This is a genomic window from Sphingomonas sp. CL5.1 (assembly GCF_013344685.1).
Lineage (GTDB): Bacteria > Pseudomonadota > Alphaproteobacteria > Sphingomonadales > Sphingomonadaceae > Sphingomonas.
Genome location: NZ_CP050137.1, coordinates 213925 through 235948 on the forward strand (window position 1 = coordinate 213925; position 22024 = coordinate 235948).

Genomic DNA, 22024 nt, shown 5'->3' on the forward strand with positions numbered 1-22024 from the left:
CGGTCATGCGACTATGCTGCTTTCCCCGGCCAGCCGCGCGAACAATTCCTGCAATCCGTGCCGCACCACTTTCGACGAAGCGGTGCGCGGCAGCGGCTCGCGGCTGACGATGATGCGTCGCGGCGTCTTGTACGGGCCGATCAGCTCGCGCAACCGCGGCACCAGCGCCGCGCCATCCGTCAGCGTCGGGCCGTGGACCAGCGCCACTACTTCATCGCCCCATGCAGGATGCGGCATGCCGAACACCACCACTTCCTCGACGCCATCGATCCGCGCCATCGCGCGCTCCACCTCGGCCGGATAGACGTTGACCCCGCCGGAGATCAGCATGTTCTTCTTCCGGTCGAGCACGAACAGCCCCAGCTCGGGATCGTACCGTCCCAGGTCGCCGGTGCGATACCATCCATCCGCGTCGAACGCCTCGGCATTGGCCTCCGGCTTGCGCCAATAGCCCTGCATCATCTGCGGCCCGCGTATCCATATCTCGCCCGGCGTATCGGGCGGCACCGCGCGCGCGCCCGCATCACGAATCTCGATATCGAAGGTGGGGAGCGGATGACCCGCCGATTCCGGACAGCGCAGCGCGAGCGCCAGTTCCGGATTGGTGATCGCGCCGGAGGATTCGCTCGTCCCGTATTGCTGGCGGATCGTCACGCCCTTGCGGTGGAACTTCTCCAGCAGCGAGCGCGGCACCGGCGCGCCGCCCGCGTTGCCGGTGCGGATCGAACTGATGTCCGCCTCCGCGAAGCCCGGCGCGGCCGCGATCCGCTCGAACAGGGCGGGCACGCCGGGGAAATAGGTGATCCGCTCGCGCACGATCAGCTCCAACGCCCGGCTGGCGTCCAGGGTCTTCTCGATGAAGCCGGTGCCGCCGGTCGCGAGCAGCGGGCACAGCACGCAGATCACCGTGCCCGTGAAGGCCAGCGGCGCCAGGATCACGAAGCGCTCGTTGCCGATCGACCATTGGAAGGTCATCGTCAGGCCCTGCACCATCGTATCGACCGAACGATGCGTCAGCAGGATGCCCTTGGGGATGCCGGTGGTGCCGGAGGTGTAGCAGATCGCGATCGGATCGTCGTCGCTGCGCCTGTGGTCGGCGAAGGCCCATTCCCGCGCCAGCACGTCGGCCAGCGGCACCGGAGGGGCATCGCGATCCCGCAGGTCGTAGAAGTGGATCGCGCGCGGATCGTCCGCATCATGCGTCACGTCCAGCTTGGCCACGTCCTCCGCGCAGGAGACGACGATCGCGCATTCCGCGTCGCGCGCGATCTGGTCCAGCTCGTAGCGGCCGAACAGGCGGTTGAACGGCACGAAGATCGCGCCCGCGCGGAACGCCCCGATGAAGGCGAGGCACCAGTCGATCGAATTCTCCAGCAGGCAGCCGACGCGATCGCCCGGCTCCACCCCGCGCGCGATCAGGAACGCGGCGATCCGCGCCGACCGCTCGTCGATCTCGCGCCAGGTGATTGGCCGGTCCTCGCAGACCAGCGCCACCTTGTCGGGATAGCGCGACGACCAATGCGCGATGTAGCGATTGAAGTGCATCCTGTTCCTCTCCTGCGCCTCGCGCCATCGCGATGTCCATGGCCCGCGATTGACTTCAATCCGTTATAGTTTACGTTTTTTGAAATATGTCAATCACTGCACCGCGAACGGCGCGTGAATCAGGAGAGCGAGACATGGCGACCGACGTTGCGCTGGATACCGAGGCGCTCGACCGGCTGGTCGATCTGATCCGCGTCGGCGGCACCGATCTGGCCGAGGCGACGCTCATCATCCCGACGGAGCATTTCACCTCGCCCGAGCGGCTGACGCGGGAGATCGCGCTGCTGCGCTCGCGCCCGCTGGTGGTCGGCCACCTGAGCGACGTGCCGGAGCCCAGCTCCTTCTTCACCCGCACCGTGCTCGGCATCCCGCTGCTGGTGGTGCGGCAGAAGGACGGCTCGGTCGCCGCCTTCCGCAACATGTGCCGCCATCGCGGCGGCCGGGTGGAGCAGGCGGAAAGCGGCCGCAAAGGGCTGTTCATGTGCCAATACCACGGCTGGTCCTATGCGGCGGAGGGCGGGGCGCTGAAGGCGGTGCCCTATGAGGAGACCGCCGGCGGCATCGACCGGGGCTGCAACGGCCTGATCCGCTTTCCCTGCGCGGTGCGCCACGGCCTCGTCTTCGTGACGCTGACGGAGGATGCGCCGATCGACCTGCCCGGCTTTATCGGCGCTGGCATCGACACGCAGATCGCACCGTGGAACCTCGACAGCGCGACCGTCCTCATGGAGCATTGGATTCCGCTGGAGGTGAACTGGAAGCTGGTGATGGACGGCTCGATCGACAGCCTCCACGCGCAATTCCTCCATCCCAAGCCCGGCGGGGTCGGCTCGCGCACCGTCAACCATTCGGCGGTGTTCAGGGAATTCGGCGCGCACGGGAAGATGTTCATGGCGCGCGCCAAGCTGAAGCGGATGCTCGACGCGGGCGAGGAGATCGACGCGACCTCCCGCTATGTCGGCACGGTGATGTCGCTCTATCCCAACAACGTGCTGGTCGAGGCGCCGGACCATATCGAATTGTGGAGCGTGTGGCCCGATATCGCCGATCCGGGGCGCTGCACCGTCCGCATCCGCTTCATGGTCCGCCCCGAGATCATGTCGCCGGAAATGGCGGAGCGCATCACGAAAAGCTGGGATATCCTGCGCCAGGCCGGAATGGAGGAGGATTTCCCGATGGAGGCGTGGATCCAGGAGAATGCCGCCGCCTGGCCCGGCGGCACCTTCCGCTACGGCTCCAACGAGAAATCCGCCCAGCATCTCCACCGCCAGTTGCACCGCGACATCGACGGCGGCATTGTGGGCGAAGGCACGATCAGCTTTGTCGCGCAAGACTTGCATCAATCGATTAAACAAGCATAGCTCGCGAGCGACCAGCGAGGAATGGAAACATGAGCGAAACCGATGACGCCGCAATCGAGGGCGGATGCAATTGCGGCGCGGTGCGTTACCGCATCGAGGGCGCGCCGCTCGCCGTCGCCGCTTGTCACTGCACGTCCTGCCGCCGCCAGTCCGGCGCGGCTTATTCGGTCAATATCGTCGCCAAGGCGCGCCATGTCGCGATCGAGGGGCCGCTCGGTGCCTATGAGGACAATGACACCGCCAGCGGAAAGCCGGTGATCCGGGAATTCTGCGCGCGCTGCGGCTCGCCGATCCGCTCGGTCATCACCGCCCAGCCGGCGATCGTCGCGATCAAGGCGGGCACCGCCGACAATGCGGGCGATTTCGCGCCCGGCCTGCATGTGTGGACCGCCTCCAAATTGCCATGGGTGGAAATTCCCGCCGGCCTGCCGTCCTTCCCGCGCGATCCGGCCTGAGCATGGCGGGAGCAGGTATCGATCGACCGCTCGCAGGCATCCGGGTAGTGGATGCCGTAACCGGGCCGCTTGCCCCGATCACCCGCTATCTCGCCGAATTGGGCGCGCGGGTCGACCGGGTTGCGTCCGGCGGCAGCGATCCGTTCGCGGATGCCGCCGCCAATGCCGGCAAGCAGGCCGCCGACCCGCGCGATCTCCCCGATCTCCTCACGCGGGCGCATGTCGTCGTCGCCGATTCCACGATCGATCTCAGCGAAGCCCGCCGGGCAAATCCGACGCTGGTGACGATGGCGGTGAGCGACTTCGGCACCGGCAACAGCTTCACCGGCTGGCAGGCGACCGATCCCGTCCTCCACGCGCTCTCCGGCGTGCTATGCCGCTCCGGCATTCGCGGCCGGGCGCCGCTGCTCCCACCGCACGGCATCGCCCAGCAATGCGCCGCCGCGCAGGCGGCCTATGCCGTCCTCGCCTCGCTCTATCACGCGCTGCGCACTGGTCGGGGCGATCATATCGACTTCTCCGCGCTCGAAGGCGTCGTGCAGGCGCTCGACCCCGGCTATGGCATCGGCGGCAGCGCCACGATGGGCAGGCCGGCGAAACTGCTGTCGCGCGACCGCCCGGCGCGCGGCTATCAATATCCCATCCTCCCATGTGCGGATGGCCATGTCCGCATCTGCCTGCTCTCCGCGCGGCAATGGCAGGGTATGTTCACCTGGATGGGTTCGCCGGCCGCCTTCGCCGATCCGTCGTTCGACCGCACGGGGGTGCGCTACAAATCGCCCGACCTGATCCCGGCGATCGCCGCCTTCTTCGCCAGCCGGAGCCGCGACGAGCTGGAACGCGACGGCCAGCGCCACGGCGTGCCGATTGCCGCGCTCGCCTCGTTGGGCGAAGCGCTCGACACCGATCATTTCCGCGCGCGTGGCACCTTCCGCGACGCGACCCTCGTGGATGGCACGCCGGTCAGACTGCCCAACGGCATGATCTCCATCGATGGCGCGCGCATGTCGCCGGCGGTCTGCGAGACGACGACCTCCCTTCCCACCCCTTCCTGTGCCAATCCCCCGACCCGCGCCTTCGACGGTCTGCGCGTGCTGGACCTTGGCGTGATCGTGGTGGGGGCGGAGACGAGCCGCCAGTTCGCCGACCAGGGCGCCGACGTGGTCAAGGTCGAGAGTCGCGCCTTCCCGGACGGCAACCGGCAATCCTATCTTCCCTACGACCTGTCGGTCAGCTTCGCGGCGGGGCATCGCAACAAGCGCAGCCTCGGCCTCGACCTGCGCGATCCGCGCGGCAAGGCGCTGTTCCTCGACATGGCGCGGTCGGCCGACGTGATCCTTTCGAACTTCAAGCCCGGCACGATGGCCTCGCTCGGGCTGGACCACGCGACGCTGAGCGCGGTCAACCCTGGGCTCGTCACGGTGGAGAGTTCCGCCTTCGGCGCGACCGGGCCGTGGAGCGCGCGCATGGGCTATGGCCCACTGGTGCGCGCCGCGACCGGGCTTACCGAGCGCTGGCGCTATCCCGACGACCCGGAGGGCTACAGCGATTCGATCACCATCTATCCCGATCACGTCGCCGCGCGGATCGGCGCGATGGCGGCGGTCGCCCTGCTCATCCGGCGCCTGCGCACCGGCACGGGCGGCCATGCCGAGATCGCGCAGGCGGAGGTGATGCTCGGCCATTTCGCCGCCGATGTGGCGCGGGCTTCGGCGAACGCCGCGAGCGACGGGCCGCCGGATCGGCCGTGGGGCGTCTATCCAGCCGCGGGCGACGATGCGTGGTGCGTCATCACCGTGCGCGACGATGCGGACTGGCGCGCGCTCGCGCCGTTCCTCGGGCTTGCCGACGACGCGACGCTTGCCACCCGTGAGGGACGCGCCGCGAACGCGGACCGGCTGGACGGGGCGCTCGGCGCGTGGCTGCATGATCGCGCACCGGAGGCCGCCGCGACAATATTCCAGGAGGCCGGCGTACCCGCCGCGCCGATGCGGCGGATCGCCGAACTGCCAACCTTTGCTTATTATCGCGAGCGCGACTTCTTCCGTTTCGAGACGCATCCCTTCCTCGACGAGGAAGTGGTGGCAGAGCATCGCCACGCGCGCTCCTCGATGCTCGCCGATGCCGATTCCCGTCCCGCTCCCCTCGCAGGGGAGAACACCGAGGAAGTGGTTGCCGATTGGCTGGACCTGTCGCCACGCGCGGCTGAAATGCTGGTCGAGGCCGGCGTGCTGCAACCCGTCGAACGATCAATCTATGCCCTGATCGACGAAACACGGGCGCGGGCAACCGGTTGATACGGCCAACGCGATATAATCAATCAATTAATGTTGCAGGTCTTCGTCGCCCGGACTAGCGTGGCGCGGATCAGGAGAGGAGCGCAGCCGAATGGACCTTAACTGGACGCCCGAGGATCTGGGTTTCCGCGACGAGGTCCGCGCGTTCCTCGCCGAGCATCTGACCGATGAGCTGCGCGACGCCGGCCGTTGGATGACCAGCGTCTATGGCGAACATCGCCGCTCGCTGGAATGGCAGCGCATCCTCCACCGCCGGGGCTGGGCCGCGCCGGCGTGGCCGAAGGAACATGGTGGCGCTGGCTGGAGCGTCACGCAACGCTACATCTTCGCCCGCGAGCGCGTCGCGGCCGGCGCGCCGCCGGTGTCGCCGATGGGCATCCAGATGTGCGGCCCCGCGATCATCGGCCACGGCAGCGAGGCGCAAAAAGCCTATTTCCTGCCGCGCATGCTCTCCGGCGAGCATTTCTGGTGCCAGGGATATTCGGAACCGGGCGCCGGGTCCGATCTCGCCGCGCTGCAGATGCGCGCCGATGCCGACGGCGACGACCTGATCGTCACCGGGCAGAAGATCTGGAACACGCATGCCGATGTCGCGAACTGGGGCTTCTTCCTCGTCCGCACCGCGCGGCTCGCCCGCCCGCAACAGGGCATCACCTTCCTGCTGATCGACATGGCGTCGCCCGGCGTCACCGTTCGCCCGATCGTGTCGCCGTCGGGCGAGCATATCCAGAACGAGATATTCCTCGATCAGGTGCGCGTGCCGAAGGCCAATGTCGTCGGCGCGATCGACCATGGCTGGACGGTGGCGAAATACCTGCTGGAGTTCGAGCGCGGCGGCACCGCTTATGCCCCGGAACTACAGGACAGGCTCGACCGGATCGCGGAGGCAGCGCGCGAGGCGGGCATGGCGAACGAGCCAGGGTTCGCGCGCCAGCTCGCCGATGCGCGCATCCGCGTCGCGGCGCTCGAAATCTACGAATTCCGCGCGATGAGCGCGGGCGGCGCGCCCGGCATGGCGGCGTCGGTGATGAAGATACTCGGCACCGAACTCCAGCAGCGCGCGACCGAGCTGGGCATGCTCGTCGCCGGCCGCTACGGCTTCGCCTATCAGCCGCAGGCCGGCTGCCCCGGCGGCAACGTCTCGCTGCCGCATGCCGACGGGGAGGCGCTTGGCCCGCGCTTCGCCGCGATCGCGCCGCTGCGCTACCTCAACGAGCGCGCGGGCTCGATCTACGCCGGATCGAACGAAATCCAGCGCAACATCCTCGCCAAGTCGCTCGGGCTGTAGCGTGGCGGCGGAGGCGATCGTCACCCGGCCGGGGGCGGACGGCCGCCACCCGACCTTCTGCCGCTTGTGCGAATCCTTCTGCGGGCTGGTCGCGACGGTGGAGGGCGGGCGCGTCACCGCCGTCGCCCCCGATCGGGACAATCCGCACTCGATCGGCCATGCCTGCGTCAAGGGCATCCGCATCGCCGACGTGACCAACGATCCCGATCGCGTGCTGCGCCCGCTCAAGCGCGTCGGCGGCCCCGGCGAGTTCGCGCCCGTTTCCTGGGCGGAGGCGCTGGACGACATCGCCGCCCGGCTGCGCGCGATCCGGGAGCGGCACGGCGGCGGGGCGCTCGCCGGCTATCTCGGCAATCCCACCGCTTTCTCGACCAATTCCTTCATGGGCTTCGGCGAGTTCGTCGCCGCGATCGGCGCGAAGAAGCTCTACGGCGCCGGATCGCAGGACAGCAACGCCCGGCTCACCGCCAATTACATGATCCATGGCGCGCCGGTGCCGCTGGCCTTCGCCGATCTGCCGCAATGCGATTTCCTGCTGATCCTCGGCGCGAATCCGATGGTCTCGAACGGCTGGATGATCTTCGATCCCCGCTGGCGCCACGATCTGGAGGCGATCGCCGCGCGCGGGCGGGTGGTGGTGGTCGATCCGCGCGCCACCGAGACGGCGCGGCGCGGTGAGCATGTCGCGATCAACCCCGACAGCGATGCATGGCTGCTCGCCGGCATGCTCCACGTGCTGTTCGCGGAGGATCGCATCGACCGCGCCGCCGTGGCCGCCGTCACCACCGGCCTTCCCGATCTCGAACAGGCGGTGCGCGCGGTGCCGCTCGCCGCCGTCGGCGCGGCCACCGGCATCCCGGTCGACACGATCGCCGCGCTCGCGCGCGATTTCGCGGGAGCGGAACGCGCGGCGGTCTATGGCGGGCTCGGCCTGTGCCGGGGACGGTTCGGCACCTTCGGCAGCTATCTCGCCAGCGTGCTCAACGCGGTGACCGGGCGCTATGGCGCGCCGGGCGGGGTGCGGTTCGGCCGGCAGCTCTTCGGCGGCGCGTTCGCGGCGATGGCCGGCGGCTATAGCGACAACGCCAACCGCGTCGGCGGCGTCCCGGCGATCGCCGGGAAGCTCGCCGCCGCCTTGCTGCCCGCCGATATCGAGGAGGAAGGCGATCGCATCCGCGCGCTGATCGTCTCCGCCGGCAACCCGGTGGTCAGCGCGCCCGGCGGCGCGCGGCTGGCGGCGGCGCTCGAGAAGCTGGAGCTGCACGTCAGCCTCGATTTCTACGTCAACGAAACCAACAAGCACGCGCATTACGTGCTGCCCACCCTCACCTTCCTGGAGCGTGCCGACTGGCCGCTGGTCGGGATGCACGCGCTGATGCGCCCCTTCCTGCAATATACCGAGGCGGTGGTGCCGCCGATGGGCGAGGCGCGCGACGATTATGCGATCTATGCCGGGATCGCGCGGCGCATGGGGCTGGACGCGCCCTCGCTGTCGCCACGCAAGCAGGCGCTGGGCAGGTTCGGGTTGCTCCCCGATCCGCTCGGGCAGGTCGACCGGATGCTGCGGCGCGGCCCGGTCGGCGACCATTTCGGAGAGCGCGACGGCTGGTCGCGCGCGCGGCTGCGCGACCGGCCGCACGGCGTGATGCTCGACGACATGCCCGAGGACCGGCACCGCTGGCGCGCGCGTGTCGCGCATCCCGGCGGCCGACTCGACCTGTGGCATCCGCTTGCCGCGCCGGAGCTGGCGCGGCTGCGCGCCGGCCTGTCGCGCCCGGCAGGCACGCTAGTCCTCATCGGGCGGCGCGACATACGGTCGATCAACTCGTGGATGCACAATTCGGACAAGCTCGTCCGCTCGCAGCATCCGACGCTGATGATCCATCCGGAGGACGCCGCCGCCCGCGACATCGCCGATGGCGACGAGGTGCGCGTGTCGAACGCCAATGGCGCGATCCGCGTCCCCGCCGAGATCACCGACGGGATCGCGCGCGGCACCGTTTCCTATCCACATGGCTGGGGCCATGCCGGCGGCTGGCAGCGCGCGAACGCGACGGAGGGCCGCAACGTCAACGTCCTGCTCGGGCTGGGCGTGGAATGGGTCGAATGGGTGTCGGGCATGACGCTGCTCGACTGCCTCGACGTCGAGGTCACCCGCGTGGCGACGAAGGAAGCGGCATGACCGCGCCCGGATCGAGCGACCGGCTGCGCGGCAAGACCGTGATCGTCACCGGCGGCACGCGCGGCATCGGCGAGGCGATCGCGCGCGGCATCGCGACTGCGGGCGGACAGGTCGCATTGTGCGGGCGCGACGCGAAGGCGGGCGAACGGATCGCGGAGGAGATCGGCGCGGCGAGCCGCTACCTGCCGCTCGATGTCGGCGCGGCGTCGGGCTGGGACGGCATCGTGCCGCTGGTGGAGCGGCAGCTCGGCCCCGTCACCGGCCTCGTCAACAACGCCGGGCTGGGGATCAGCGGCAACCTGTCACGCATGACCGACGACGATGTGATGCGCATGATCGCGGTCAACCAGCTCGGCGTGTGGCACGGGATGCGCGCGGCCGGCGCGGCGATGCGTGCCAACGGCGGCGGGTCGATCGTCAATATCGGCTCGGCCGCCGCGACCCGCGCGCATCCCGGCATCGTCGCCTATGCCGGGACGAAGGCGGCGGTGGTCGGCATGAGCCTCGCCGCCGCGGCGGAGCTTGCGCCGCACCGCATTCGCGTGAACGTCATCCACCCCGGCTATTTCGGCACTCGCCTGCTCGACGAATCCTCGCGCGGGCACGGGCGGACGATGGGCGCGACGGCGACCCCGCTGGGGCGCGTGGCGGAGCCGGAGGAGATCGTCGGCGCCGCTGTCTTCCTCCTGTCGGACGAAAGCGGCTTCGTGACCGGGACGCAGATCGCGGTCGATGGCGGGCTGACGATGTGAACAATCGGAGATTCGCGTGATAAAGATGATCTTCTGCCTGCGCCGCCGCGCCGACCTGACGCGGGCGGAATTCCAGACCTATTGGCGGGAGCGGCACGCGCCGCTGGTGCGGGAGGTCGCGCCGCTGCTGCGCATGCGCAGATATGTGCAGAGCCACAGTTTCGACGATCCCCGCATCGCCGGCCCGGTGGCGGCGCGCGACGCGATCGTGGAGCCTTATGACGGCGTCGCGGAACTCTATTGGGACAGTATCGAGGATATCCTGGCGGTCGGCGACAGCAAGGAAGCGCGCGACGCGGGCCGCCACCTCCTCGCCGACGAGCGCGCGTTCATCGATCTCGCCAACTCCCCGCTTTTCTGGGTGCGCGAGAATATCGTGATCTGAAAGCCCGCTCAGCGTGGCGGCATGACGCGGCCGAGGAAGCCGAGCACGCCTTCGTTGAAGACATCGTTGCGGTCGCCGGCCACCATATGGCCGGCACCGCGCACGTTGAATACCTCCAGGTCCGGCAAGGCGGCGCGGAACGCCTCCACCCCCGCCTCGTCGACGATGTCGCTCGCCATTCCCCGCACCAGCAGCGTCGGGAAGTCGATGCCGGCGGCATGGCGCGTCATCGTCTCGCCGCGCACGTCGATGTTGACCGAGTCGAGCATCCGGGGGTCCCAATGCCAGAACCATCGGTCGCCGCGCCGGCGCAGGTTGCGGGCGAGGCCCGACGGGTCCTTCGGGCGCGGGCGATGGTGGTTGTAGGCCGCCACCGCGTCCGCCGCCTCGTCGAGGCTGGCGAATCCCTCGGGATTGGCGGCCATGAACGCGCGAATACGATCGGTGCCGGCGATGTTGGGCCGCGGCACGATATCGACCATGACCAGCGCGGCCGGACGCGGCGCGCTCGCCTCGCCGATCGCGAACAGGCTGGTGGCGCCGCCCATCGACGCGCCGACCAGCGCGACCGGCCCGCCCACGCCCGCCAGCACGTCGCCCAGGTCGCGCGCGCGCAACGACATGGAATAATCGCCGTCGCGCGACCAGTCGCTCTCGCCGTGCCCGCGCGCATCATAATTGATGACGTGATAGCCGGCGTCGACCAGCGCCCGCAGCGCGCCCGACCAGCTATGCCGGGTCTGCCCGCCGCCGTGCATCAGCACCACGGTGGGCGCGCGGGGATCGCCGCCCACGTCGCCAACCAGTCTCACCCCGTCCCGCGCCTGGAAACGCCGCGTCTCGATCGGCATGGCGGTTACTTCCATCAGGCATTTCTCCGGTCCGCTGCTTCGATCACGCTACGCCACCAGGCCCAGCCTCGCAACATTGATCGATTAATTGAACTTCTTGCGCCTAACTGGCTTGCGCCGCGCCCTGCGAACGGTAAATCGTTTTGGACCGGTATCAAATCAGAAAGAACGCAGAATGGCGATGGTCGAGAGGCTGCCCGAAAAGCCGTTGCGCGCGGAGGAGCATTCACCATCCGCCACGGCGCTGCTCGACGCGGCGGCGGCAATCCTGTCGCGGCGCAACGTGATCGATATCTCGCTGAGCGACGTGGCGAAGGAATCCGGCCTCAATTCCGCGCTGGTCAAATATTATTTCGGCGGCAAGGAAGGGATGCTGCTCGCCCTGCACTCCCGCGACGCCTATCGCGCGGTGGAGCAGATGGAGCACCTGGTGCGGATGAACATCTCGCCGGTGGCGAAGATGCGCGTCCACATCAGCGGGATGATCAACACCTATTACCGCTCCCCCTATCTCAACCGGCTGATGCATTATCTGATCGGCGACGGAGAAACCGAAGCGGGCGGCAAGATCGCGCAATTCTTCGTCGAGCCGATCCTCAACGCGCAACGCGCGATCCTGGAGCAGGGCGTCGCCAGCGGCGATTTCCGTCCGATCGATCCGGAGCTGTTCTATTTCAGCCTCACCGGCGCGTGCGACCATATCTTCTACGCGCGCCACACATTGCTTCACCTGCGCGGCGAAGGGCATGTCACGGACGAGCTGCGCCAGCGCTACATCAAACATGTGACCGAAATCTACATGACCACCTTGCTGACACCGCCGCCGCCCGAAGCGTCGGCCTGAACGACAGGACAGCGGATGCGCGAATCCACCCAATTCTATATCGACGGCCGCTGGACGGCGCCGGCCGGTCACGAGACATTCACCGTCATCGACCCCGCGACCGAGCAGCCGGCGGGCAAGATCGTTCTCGGCAGCGCTGATGATGTCGACGCGGCGGTCGCGGCGGCGAAGCGCGCCTTCCCGGCCTTCTCACGTACCACGCCGGGCGAGCGCATCGAGCTGCTCGAGGCGATCATAGAGGAATATCGCAAGCGCCGCGCCGACCTTGCGCTGGCGATCACCGCCGAGATGGGCGCGCCGGCCTCGCTGGCGGAGCAGCTCCACGCCAAGATCGGCCACGTCCATCTGCGCACCGCGGTCAACGTATTGAAGGAAGGCTATCCGTTCGTCGAGCGGCGCGGCACGACCACGATCGTGCGCGAGCCGATCGGCGTGTGCGCGCTCATCACGCCATGGAACTGGCCGATCAACCAGATCGCGGCGAAGGTCGTGCCCGCCATCGCCTGCGGCTGCACGATGGTGCTCAAGCCATCGGAATTCTCACCCTTTTCCGCTACCATCTGGGCCGAGGTGCTGGACGCCGCCGGCGTCCCCGCCGGCGTGTTCAACATGATCCACGGCGACGGGCCGGTGGTCGGCGCGGCGCTCAGCACGCATCCCGATGTCGACATGGTCTCGTTCACCGGCTCAACCCGCGCGGGGGTGGAGGTCGCCCGTGCCGCGGCGCCGACGATCAAGCGCGTCCATCAGGAGCTTGGCGGGAAATCGGCCAACATCATCCTGCCCGATGCCGATCTCGAGCAGGCGGTGACGCACGGCGTCCACGCCATGGCGTCTAACTCCGGCCAGTCGTGCAACGCACCGACGCGGATGCTCGTCCCCGCCGACCGGATGAAGGAGGCGTGCGCGATCGCGGGCCGGGCCGCCGATGCGATCAATGTCGGCGCGCCGGCGGAAGCGGATGTCGGCCCGGTCGTCTCGCGCATCCAGTTCGACCGGATTCAGGCGCTGATCCAGAGCGGGATCAACGAAGGCGCGACGCTGGTGGCGGGCGGCACCGGACGCCCCGAGGGGCTGGACAAGGGCTTCTATGTCCGCCCCACCGTGTTCGGCAACGTCAGCAATGACATGCGCATCGCGCGCGAGGAGATATTCGGCCCCGTCGTCTCGATCATCCCCTACGGCACGATCGACGACGCGATCGAGATCGCCAACGATTCGCCCTACGGCCTCGCCGGCTATATCCAGGGCCGGGATAACGCGACGATCGAGGAGGTCGCCGCGCGGCTGCGGGTCGGCCAGGTCATCGTCAACCGCGCCACGCCCGATGCGATGGCGCCATTCGGCGGCTACAAGCAATCGGGCAACGGCCGCGAATGGGGCGATCATGCGTTCGAGGGCTTCCTCGAGGTGAAGGCGCTGCTCGGCATGCCGGCGAAGGCGGCCTGAGCATGGCGCGCATTCCCTTCCCCGATCCCGCGCGGCAGGACGCCGAGACGCTCGACCGGCTGACCCGTCTCGGCTCGCTCAACGTCACCCGGATGATGAGTCACTCGCCCCGGCTCATGAACGCCTATGCCAGGCTCGGCAGCCATCTGCTGCTGAAAGGCTCACTCGATCCGGTGCTGCGCGAGGCGGTGATCCTACGCGTCGGGCAATTGTGCGGCTCCGATTACGAGTGGCATCAGCATGTCAGCGTGGCGCGCGCGATCGGCATGCCGGAGGCGATGCTCGAGGCGATCGCGGCGCAACGCTTCGACATGCTCCCCTCGGAGATCGCCCTGGCGGTGCGTATCGCGGAGGAAATCCATCGCGACCATAACATATCGGAAGAAAGCTTCGCCGCCGCCCGCGCGCTGTTCAGCGACGAGCAGTTCGTCGAGCTGACGCTGTTGCCGGGCTTCTACATCATGACCGCCGGCTATCTCCGCGCGCTCGATATCGAGGTGGAGGAAACCGGCCCGCTCGGCGGCTCTTTCGTGCAAGGTCGCCGGGCGGACCGATAGGGCGCTTCAGGCTTCGAGGAAACGCTCCACCCCGCGATAGAAGCGCGGGATATTCTCCTCCAGCCCGCAATAGATCACATCGTCCATCGCACCACCGGAAAGCCCGGCCTGCGAAATCTCCGCAGCGCGGAAATCCTCGCCGCCGAACACGCCCAGCACCATGTCATAGGAGCGCTTGAACAGTTCCTCAGCCTTCGGGTTGTCGGGCGCCTCGCGGGTCAGCATCGTATAGTCCACCATCGTCCGGTCCGGCCCGCGCGGTGCGAGGATCATCACGCTGATGTAATAAGGGCTGGTGATGACCACGACATTGGGGAACATCTGATAGGCGAAGGTGACGATCTTGTGGATGTTGAGCTCCGGATCGTCGAGCGCCTCCACGGTGAAATTCGCCTTGCCGGAGGTCTGGCGCAGGCTGTCGCCGAACTGGTCGACCACCGTCGCCACGTCGGCGAACAGCGGCCCGACCGACTGGGCGTGCAGCCGCTGGACGTGATAGCCCTCAAGGAACGGTTCCAGCACCAGCTTCCAGTTGGCGTTGAGATCGAACTGGCGCCGGCCGTAGACATGCCCGCGCGGCAGGTTCAGCGCCTCCAGGTCCGCCGCCAGTTGCGGATTGATATGGTCGAAGGAATAGCTGCGCCGCGGATCGAGCCCGACCCAGACGATGCCGCCGATCTCCTTCGCCGCAAGCTGGCGCAACGGCCGGTCCGCCTTGTCGAAGCAGGCGATGGTCTCCGCGCGCGGCACCGCCAGCAGCTTGCCGTCCAGCCCGAACGTCCAGGCATGATAGGGGCAGGTCAGGCGCGCCGCCTTGCGCGGGTCGCAATCCTCGACCAGCTTCGATCCCTTGTGAGTGCAGGAATTGATGAAGGCGCGGATTTCGCCCTCGCGGGTACGCGTCACGACGACGGGCACGCCATAGCTTTCCACCGCCAGCACGCTGCCCGGCTCGGGGAGCAGCGCCGAAACGGTCATCGGAACGGGCACGGCGCGGAAAATCCTTTCCTGCTCCGCGTCGAAACGCTCCTGCGAGGTGAAGATCGACGTCGGCCGGCGCTCATGGAGCACGGGATCTTCCGCCTGATCGTGCGGCCTGATGCGACGGATCGCATCGATCTGGCTCGGCGACAGCGAGGCGAGCGTCGGGATGTTGCGCTCGGCGGGCGCGATGGCGGTTGCTGTGCTCATGATTTTCAAGCCATCCCTCTGGAAAGACGATTATGCGTCAGACCGGCATAGCGCGCAGCGACGCGAAATTCAATTGTCCAATTGAATTTTAATCATGTGATTAAATCTGCGTCACGCATCCTTGTCGCGCATCCGCCGCGCACGATCGGTTGACGCGCGCTGAAGTTGCGATAGGTAATCGACTAAACAAGAGCGAGAGAGGATATGGCGACGATCGCGAGCGAACCTGATACGGGACGGTTCATCCCCCTCGCCCGCCAGCTCACCGAGAGCCAGCTGGCGGATATCCACGCGCTCCCCGCCCACGCGGACGCTCCGGTGCCCACCACAGAGGCCCGGCGTCCGGCGCGCATCTATACCGATTCGCGCCGATTCGAAGCGGAGATGACGCATCTGTTCCATCGCGCGCCGGTGCCAGTCCTGCCGTCCGCCGCGCTGCCCGATCCGGGCACCTTCCTGCCGATCGACGGCTTCGGCGTGCCGCTGCTCCTCACCCGCGACCGCGACGGGCAGGCACGGGCGTTCTACAATATCTGCATCCACCGTGGATCGAAGCTGGTGCCGGGCTGCGAGGCGGTGAAGGCGGGCCGCGTCACCTGCCCGTACCATGCCTGGACCTATGGGCTGGACGGCAAGCTCATCGGCATCGCCCGGCCGGAGACATTCCCCACCGCCGACAAGTCCGCGCTCGGCCTCGCGCCGCTCCCCTGCCACGAGGCCGCCGGCTTCATCTGGACCGGGCTGGACAAGGCCGCGACCGCTGGCCCGCCCGCCGGCACCGACGCGCTCGCCGCCGATCTCGCGGCGCTCGGCCTGCCGGGCATGCATCTCTACAAGATGCGGCATTACGACCTGAAATCGAACTGGAAGCTGGTGGTCGAGCCGTTCCTGGAAGCCTATCACATCCAGCGGCTGCACGCGAAGACGGTCGCGTCGCTCAACGCCGACAACAATCCGATCATGCGTTGGCTGGGCGATCACCTCCGCCAGATCGCCGGCAGGGTCCATTTCGAGCCCGGCGGCACGGACCTGACGAGCGACGCGCTGCACCGGGACATCACCCATTCCTATCTCGTCTTCCCCAACACGATCATCGTCACCAGCCCCTATTTCATCAGCACGATGGTGCTGATGCCGCGCGCCGTGGACCGCACGATCGTGCAATATGCGATGCTGATGCCCCAGCCGCTGCAAGGCGCGAAGGCGGAGGACCTGTTCCGCCGTTCCTGGGATTTCCAGGATGAGATCTTCAGGGAGGATTTCAGCGCCGGCGTCCTCCAGCAGGAGGCGCTTGCCAGCGGTGGGCTGGAGACGGTTCTTTACGGGGGGATGGAGGCGCCGATCGGACCGTTCCATGAACGGGTCGAACGCCGCCTTCCGGCCGAGCTGCGCTGATCTATTGGAGCCATTGATGCCGACAAATATCGATCACGCCCTGCGCTGGTGGGCGCATGCTCATGGCGATCGCCCGATGATCGTCCAGTCGGGCGACGCGGTGAGCTACGCCGAGCTCGATCGCTGGGTCGGGCGCACCGCGCGGATGTTCACCGATCGCGGGCTGGTCGCGGGCGACCGGGTGGTCATCATCGCCGACAATTGCATGGCATGGTGCGTCGCGCTGCTGGCGGCGATGCGGAACGGCGCGATCGGCGCGGGGGTCAGCACCCGGCTGGTGCGGTCCGAGCTGGACTGGATCGTCGGCGACTATCGCCCCCGGCTGATCGTTCATGATGCCGCCGCCGCCGACCGCGCGACCGGGCAGCATGGCGCGGCCGCGATCGCGACGGCGGAGATCGACACGCTACGCTCCGACGGGAACGGGGGCGGGGACGGCGATGTCGCCGCGACGATCGACCAGGACGATGTCGCCGCGATCATCACCACCAGCGGCTCCACCGCGCGGCCGAAGGGGGTGATGTTCACCCACCGCGCGATCGTCGAGCACAATAGCTGGCAGGTGATCTACGATCCGCTGCACGCGCCGTATCGCCGGCTGGTCGTCGCGCCGATGAGCACGTCGGCGGGCACCTTCCCGTTCCTCCACACCCTGCTTGCCGGCGGCACGGCATATCTCGAATCGAGGTTCGACGCGGAGCAGGCGCTCGACCTGATCGTGCGGGAGAAGGTCAATTTCGTCACCGGCGCGCCGATCTTCTTCCAGCGGATGGCCGATCTGCCGGCGTTCGCCGCGGCCGACGTGGCGCATCTCGCGATCGCGCATACCGGCGGGGCGACGGTGGTGCGCCCGCTGCTGGAGGCATGGGCGGCGAAGGGCGTGATCCTGCGGCAGATGTACGGACAGACCGAATGCGGCGGCACCGGCATCGTCAATTCGCGCGAGCACGCCCTCCAATATCCCGATCGGTGCGGCGGCGGCATGATGTTCACCGACGTCGCGATCATCGACGCGGCGGGCAATTTCCTGCCGCCGGGCGAGCAGGGGGAGATCGTGCTGTGCGGCCCCGGCATGATGAAGGGCTATTGGGGCAATCCGGAAGCGACGGCCGCCGCGCTGGTGGACGGCTGGCTGCGGACCGGCGACATCGGCGAGCTGGACGAGCGCGGGCTGCTGCGCTTCATCGACCGGATGAAGGACATCATCATCTCCGGCGGCCTCAACATCTCCGCCGCCGAGGTGGAGCGCGTGATCCTCGAGCTGGACGGCGTCGAGGAGGTGGCGGTGATCGCCGCGAAAGACGATCGCTTCGCCGAGGTGGCGATGGCGATCGTCCACGGCCCCGCCATCCCGGAAACCGCCGCGATCATCGCGCATTGCGATCGCAACCTCTCCAATTTCAAGGTGCCGCGCTACCTGATCCGCTATGACGAGCCGCTGCCCCGCCTCGCCTCGGGCAAGATCGCCAAGCCCGCGTTGCGAGAGGCGCACGGCGGGGACAATCCGCTTCCGCCGCGGGTACGCTGAGGGTGGGAGCGCGGGCGGGGCGGTTCTATCCGCGCTATCTGGTCGGCGTCCTCGCGCTGATAAACGCGATCTCCTATCTCGATCGGCAGGTGATGAGCATCCTGCTCAGCCCGATCCAGGCCGATCGCGGATTCAGCGATACCGAGCTTGGCGTGCTGATCGGCCCGGCCTTCATGCTGCTGTTCGTGCTGGCCGGCATGCCGATGGGGCGGATCGCTGATCGTCATCATCGCGGGCTGCTGCTCGCGGCCGGCATCTTCATCTGGAGCGCCTGCACGCTCGCCACCGCCTTCGCGCCGACCTTCTGGACGATGGCGGCGGCGCGCGCGGGGGTTGGACTTGGCGAGGCGTGCGTGGTGCCGGCGGCCTATTCGCTGATCTCGGATTATTTCGCGCCCGATCGCCGCGCGCGCGCGATCGCCTGGGTGACGATCGGCATCCCGGTCGGCGCGGGGCTGGCGCTGTTCGGCGGTGGGCTGTTGCTCAAGGCGTTCGCGCCACTAGCCGGCCGACCATTCCTGGGCATTGGCCCAACCGAGCCGTGGGCGATGGTGCTGCTCGTCTTCGCGCTGGCGGGATTCGTCGTCGCGGCGCTCGCGCTGACCATCATCGACCCGCGCAAGGCGCCCTCCATCACCACAACGGCGCTCGATCCGGCGGGCAGCTTCCCCGCTTTCCTGCGCGCCCATCCGCTTGGGCTGATCCTCGTGCTGCTGCCCTATATCCTGCTCACCTTCGTGCAGGTGGCGATGATCGCCTGGGTGCCGACGCTGCTTACCCGTCGCCACGGCCTCAGCCCGGCGGACGCCGCGACGCTCTACGGCGCGCTTACCTTCGTCGTTCCCGTTGTCGCGACGCTGTGCGGCGGATGGATCGCGGATCGCCTGCTCAGGTTTTCGCCCGCCGGCCCGTTCCTGCTCGTCACCTGGCTCGCTCCGCTGTTCCTGCCCGGCGTGCTGCTGTTCGCATTGCCGCATTCGATCACCCTTGTCGTGACGGGGCTGTTCATCACGCTGGCGGTCGGCGGGGTATGTTCGACGACGGTTTACGCAGCGGTGCAGACGGTCGCGCCGGCCGGATTCCGGGGGCGGATTCTCGCCTTGTACGGCCTTCTCGCGCAACTCGCCGGGGTTGGCGCGGGGCCGCTGGTGGTGGCGCTGGTGACCGATCACGTCTTCCACGACCGCGCGATGCTTCACCTCGCGATCGTCGCGGTGGTCACGCCGGCGTGGTTGGTGACGGTGTGGTGCGGCTTCGCCGGGCGCCGCCATTATGCGGCGCTACGCGCCGCGGCGACGGAATGAGCCACTAAACGCGCCCGCCATTTTCTCGCCGACAGGCAAGCCAGGAAAATGGGCGTGGTGGCCCGCGCGGCCATCACGCCCATCATCGATCAAGGCAGTGGCGAGGCGGACACAGGCCCGCCCCGCCCACGAGATCAGAACTTGAACGACGTCTGGAGGAAGATCGAGCGCGGCCGATCGACCATGGCGTTCATGTCGGACCGCACGCCGCTGGTGGTGCCGGTGCCCGATGCGCCCTGTGCCGGCATGTCGTTGGCCGACGTCACGACGTACTTGTTGGTCAGGTTGCGCCCGATCAGCGCCACCTCCCAGCGATTGTCGTCGGTGAACACGCGGATGCCGGCGTCGATCCGCTGGAACGCCGACTGATAGCCGTCCGGCCGCAGCGTATCGGTGTAATTGTACCGCGACGAGAAGCTCACGTCGCCGTTCAGCCCCAGCCGCCAGCCACTCGCGATCGGCGCGTCATAGCTCGCGCCGATGCGTCCGGCCCATTTCGGCGCCTTGGGCGCGGTGCGACCGTCGTAGCTCTGATTGTTGAACGCCCCCGTCGGACCCGCCGTCAGGTTGCAGCCTTCCGCGATCGTCTGGCCAGTGTAGCACGAGCCGATATAATCGTGGAACTTCGCGTCGTTATAGGCGACCGAAGCGTGCAGCTCGAACGGCGAGCCGGTCGGGCGGAAGTTCAGCTCGGTCTCGACGCCCTTGGTGCGCAGCTCGCCCGCATTGGCGACGCGCGAGGCGATCGTCTGCGCGTCGAACACCTGGACCTGCAAACCGTAATAGCCATAGCTGTAGGCCGTCACGTTGAAGCGCAGCTGGCGGTCGAAGCTCTGGGTGCGCACGCCCGCCTCGAACCCGCGCGCCTTCTCGCTGCCGAACCGGCCGTCGCCGGCCTTCGACGAAGTCAGGATGGTCAGGCTGGTGTTGTAGCCGCCAGCCTTGAAGCCTTCCTTGTACGCGCCGTAGAGCATGAAATCGCTGGTCGGCGTCCAGGTCAGCGTCGCCTGCGGCGAGACGTTGTTCTCGCGATAGCGGTCGGTGAAGCCCGCGTTCGCCGGCATGGTCGGCACGTAAGGCGAGGCATAGGTGTTGCGGACGAAGCTGTCCTTCTCCTCGCGGCTGTAGCGCGCGCCCCCCGCCAGCTCGAGCGTGTCGACCAGCTTCCAGCGCAATTCGGCGAACGCGGAATAGGTTTTCCCGTTGATCCCGTTCTCACGGTAGAAGGAATCGTAGCGCCCGGTCACCGGATCGCGCGGGATGGTCGCGCCCACCATCGCCGCCGTGTTGAAGCGATAGCTCTGGTCGGCGTAATAGGCGCCGGCGGTGATGTTGAACGGGCCGTCGAAATTGGTCACCGCCCGGAATTCCTGGCTGAACTGGCGCTGCTTGTTGCGCTGCGTGAAATAGATGCCGGCGGTGGAGCCGGAAGCGCTCTGCAGATCCTCCTGGCGGAAGCCGTACTGGCCGGTGACCGAGGTCAGCGTGACCGGGCCGATATCCTTCTCCAGCGTCAGTACGACGGTATAGGCATCGTAATCGGTGTAGGGGCGACCGTCGCGCGCATAGGGGAAGACGTTGGCGATCTGCTGCGGCATCGCGGCGAAGCCATTGTGGCCGTCGATCACGCAATTGGTGTACGGCTCGGCGATCCCGTTGGTGGGGCGCGGTGTGGTGCCGCCAGCGGCGCACTTGCGCTCGTAGATCGCGCTGGCGCTGTCGTCGTCGACCTGCGTCAGCGACGCTTTCAGCGTGACGTTGACGAAATCGGGATCGTCATATTTCAGCGTCACGCGGCCCGCCTTGGTGGTGCTCGCGCCGCGACGGTCGGAAAAGACCGGGCGGAAGAACCCGCCGAGCGAATTGGACTGGGCGGTGTTGTAATAGGGGCCTTCCGACGTCGATCCACGGAACGCGAAACGTCCCTTGAGCTTGTCGGTGATCGGGCCGGAGATATAGGCCTCGCCGTACATCTCCCGCGCCTGGAACTCATATCCCATCTTGGCGCCCATCTCGAACACGTCGGTCGGGTCGGCGCTGGTCAGCGTGATGACGCCGCCGGTTGAGTTCTTGCCGAAGAACAAGGCTTGCGGCCCCTTCAGCACCTCGACGCGGGCCAGGTCGTACTGGCTGGTCAGCAATTCCTTGCCCCGGCTCATCGCCAGCCCGTCGAGGTTGAGCGACACCGACTGGTCGAAGCCGGAGCTGAGCGGGCTGGAGCCGACGCCGCGCAGGAAGATGCTCGCCGACGATCCCGATGCCTGCCGCCCGACCACCATCGACGGCACGAGCTGCGAGATCGAGGAAATGTCGTTGACCGCATATTTCGCCAATGTCGCGCCGCCGATCGCCTGCACCGCGACCGGAACGGTCTGCAACGATTCCACCTGGCGGCGGGCGGTGACGACGATGTCCGAATCCGGATCAAGCGCCGGTCCCGCGTTATGCTGCGGGGCTGGAGCGGCGGCGGCATCCTGCGCGCGCGCCTCGCTGGCGGTAAATGCCAGCCCCGCCGCCATGACCAGGGCGCTTGCGCCGGTCAGCAACGTCGCAGCCGGCGCACGAACGGTGAAAATCTTCATCAGGCCTCCCCTTGAGTCCACGGTCTGAATGCCGTGCAGGCCCGCACCGATGCCAGAT

Annotated in this window: 17 protein-coding genes; 13 read left to right on the top strand and 4 right to left on the bottom strand. The window is 67.7% G+C overall.

The features are described 5' to 3' along the window. Nucleotides 1–3 precede the first annotated feature (3 nt). Complete coding sequence (locus F9288_RS01065; RefSeq protein ID WP_174834909.1) at nt 4–1545, bottom strand: class I adenylate-forming enzyme family protein; 1542 nt, start codon at nt 1543–1545, stop codon at nt 4–6. A gap of 134 nt (nt 1546–1679) precedes the next feature. Between F9288_RS01065 and F9288_RS01070 the strand changes: the two genes are divergently transcribed. The 7 genes from F9288_RS01070 to F9288_RS01100 all read left to right on the top strand — a co-directional run bounded on the left by F9288_RS01070 (nt 1680) and on the right by F9288_RS01100 (nt 10265). Next, nucleotides 1680–2906, top strand: a complete 1227-nt coding sequence (locus F9288_RS01070) for an aromatic ring-hydroxylating dioxygenase subunit alpha (RefSeq protein ID WP_174834910.1) — start codon at nt 1680–1682, stop codon at nt 2904–2906. 29 nt (nt 2907–2935) lie between these two features. After that, nucleotides 2936–3361 (top strand): GFA family protein, encoded by a 426-nt coding sequence (locus tag F9288_RS01075; RefSeq protein ID WP_174834911.1) that lies wholly within the window; start codon nt 2936–2938, stop codon nt 3359–3361. A gap of 47 nt (nt 3362–3408) precedes the next feature. Beyond that, entirely contained in the window at nt 3409–5658 is a 2250-nt protein-coding gene (locus tag F9288_RS01080; RefSeq protein ID WP_217482574.1) for a CoA transferase, read from the top strand. A 91-nt stretch (nt 5659–5749) separates the two neighbouring features. Then, on the top strand, nt 5750–6946 hold the full coding sequence (locus tag F9288_RS01085) for an acyl-CoA dehydrogenase family protein (RefSeq protein ID WP_174834913.1): 1197 nt from the start codon (nt 5750–5752) through the stop codon (nt 6944–6946). A 1-nt stretch (nt 6947) separates the two neighbouring features. Beyond that, on the top strand, nt 6948–9128 hold the full coding sequence (locus tag F9288_RS01090; protein ID WP_174834914.1) for a molybdopterin-dependent oxidoreductase: 2181 nt from the start codon (nt 6948–6950) through the stop codon (nt 9126–9128). Continuing rightward, nucleotides 9125–9880, top strand: coding sequence for an SDR family NAD(P)-dependent oxidoreductase (locus F9288_RS01095; protein ID WP_174834915.1), 756 nt, complete (start codon nt 9125–9127; stop codon nt 9878–9880). The genes F9288_RS01090 and F9288_RS01095 overlap by 4 nt, the downstream gene beginning before the upstream one ends. 25 nt (nt 9881–9905) lie before the next feature. Further along, entirely contained in the window at nt 9906–10265 is a 360-nt protein-coding gene (locus F9288_RS01100; protein WP_254621170.1) for an EthD domain-containing protein, read from the top strand. Nucleotides 10266–10273: 8 nt separating this feature from the next. On the opposite strand, the gene F9288_RS01105 is transcribed toward F9288_RS01100, so the two are convergent. Further along, nucleotides 10274–11131: an alpha/beta fold hydrolase gene (locus F9288_RS01105; RefSeq protein ID WP_254621021.1), complete on the bottom strand. Its 858-nt coding sequence runs from the start codon at nt 11129–11131 to the stop codon at nt 10274–10276. Between the two features lie 160 nt (nt 11132–11291). On the opposite strand from F9288_RS01105, the gene F9288_RS01110 reads away from it, so the two are divergent. From F9288_RS01110 to F9288_RS01120, 3 genes are read left to right on the top strand one after another with little or no spacing between them, the layout of a single operon-like run. Further along, nucleotides 11292–11960: a TetR family transcriptional regulator gene (locus tag F9288_RS01110; protein ID WP_174834917.1), complete on the top strand. Its 669-nt coding sequence runs from the start codon at nt 11292–11294 to the stop codon at nt 11958–11960. 15 nt (nt 11961–11975) lie between these two features. Further along, the gene (locus F9288_RS01115) at nt 11976–13409 is read left to right on the top strand and encodes an aldehyde dehydrogenase family protein (protein ID WP_174834918.1); all 1434 of its coding nucleotides are present in this window, start codon (nt 11976–11978) and stop codon (nt 13407–13409) included. A gap of 2 nt (nt 13410–13411) precedes the next feature. Next, on the top strand, nt 13412–13966 hold the full coding sequence (locus F9288_RS01120) for a carboxymuconolactone decarboxylase family protein (RefSeq protein ID WP_174834919.1): 555 nt from the start codon (nt 13412–13414) through the stop codon (nt 13964–13966). A 6-nt stretch (nt 13967–13972) separates the two neighbouring features. Here F9288_RS01120 and F9288_RS01125 read toward each other — a convergent pair whose 3' ends face one another. After that, nucleotides 13973–15157, bottom strand: coding sequence for an aromatic ring-hydroxylating dioxygenase subunit alpha (locus tag F9288_RS01125; RefSeq protein WP_174834920.1), 1185 nt, complete (start codon nt 15155–15157; stop codon nt 13973–13975). A 204-nt stretch (nt 15158–15361) separates the two neighbouring features. Here F9288_RS01125 and F9288_RS01130 point away from each other — a divergent pair, with 204 nt between their 5' ends. From F9288_RS01130 to F9288_RS01140, 3 genes are read left to right on the top strand one after another with little or no spacing between them, the layout of a single operon-like run. After that, on the top strand, nt 15362–16552 hold the full coding sequence (locus tag F9288_RS01130; protein WP_174834921.1) for an aromatic ring-hydroxylating dioxygenase subunit alpha: 1191 nt from the start codon (nt 15362–15364) through the stop codon (nt 16550–16552). A 16-nt stretch (nt 16553–16568) separates the two neighbouring features. Then, nucleotides 16569–18080, top strand: coding sequence for a class I adenylate-forming enzyme family protein (locus F9288_RS01135; protein ID WP_174834922.1), 1512 nt, complete (start codon nt 16569–16571; stop codon nt 18078–18080). A gap of 2 nt (nt 18081–18082) precedes the next feature. Further along, nucleotides 18083–19384, top strand: coding sequence for an MFS transporter (locus F9288_RS01140; protein WP_174834923.1), 1302 nt, complete (start codon nt 18083–18085; stop codon nt 19382–19384). Between the two features lie 134 nt (nt 19385–19518). Here the strand turns inward: F9288_RS01140 and F9288_RS01145 are convergent, their stop codons facing one another. Beyond that, nucleotides 19519–21966: a TonB-dependent receptor gene (locus F9288_RS01145; protein WP_174834924.1), complete on the bottom strand. Its 2448-nt coding sequence runs from the start codon at nt 21964–21966 to the stop codon at nt 19519–19521. Nucleotides 21967–22024: the final 58 nt, after the last annotated feature.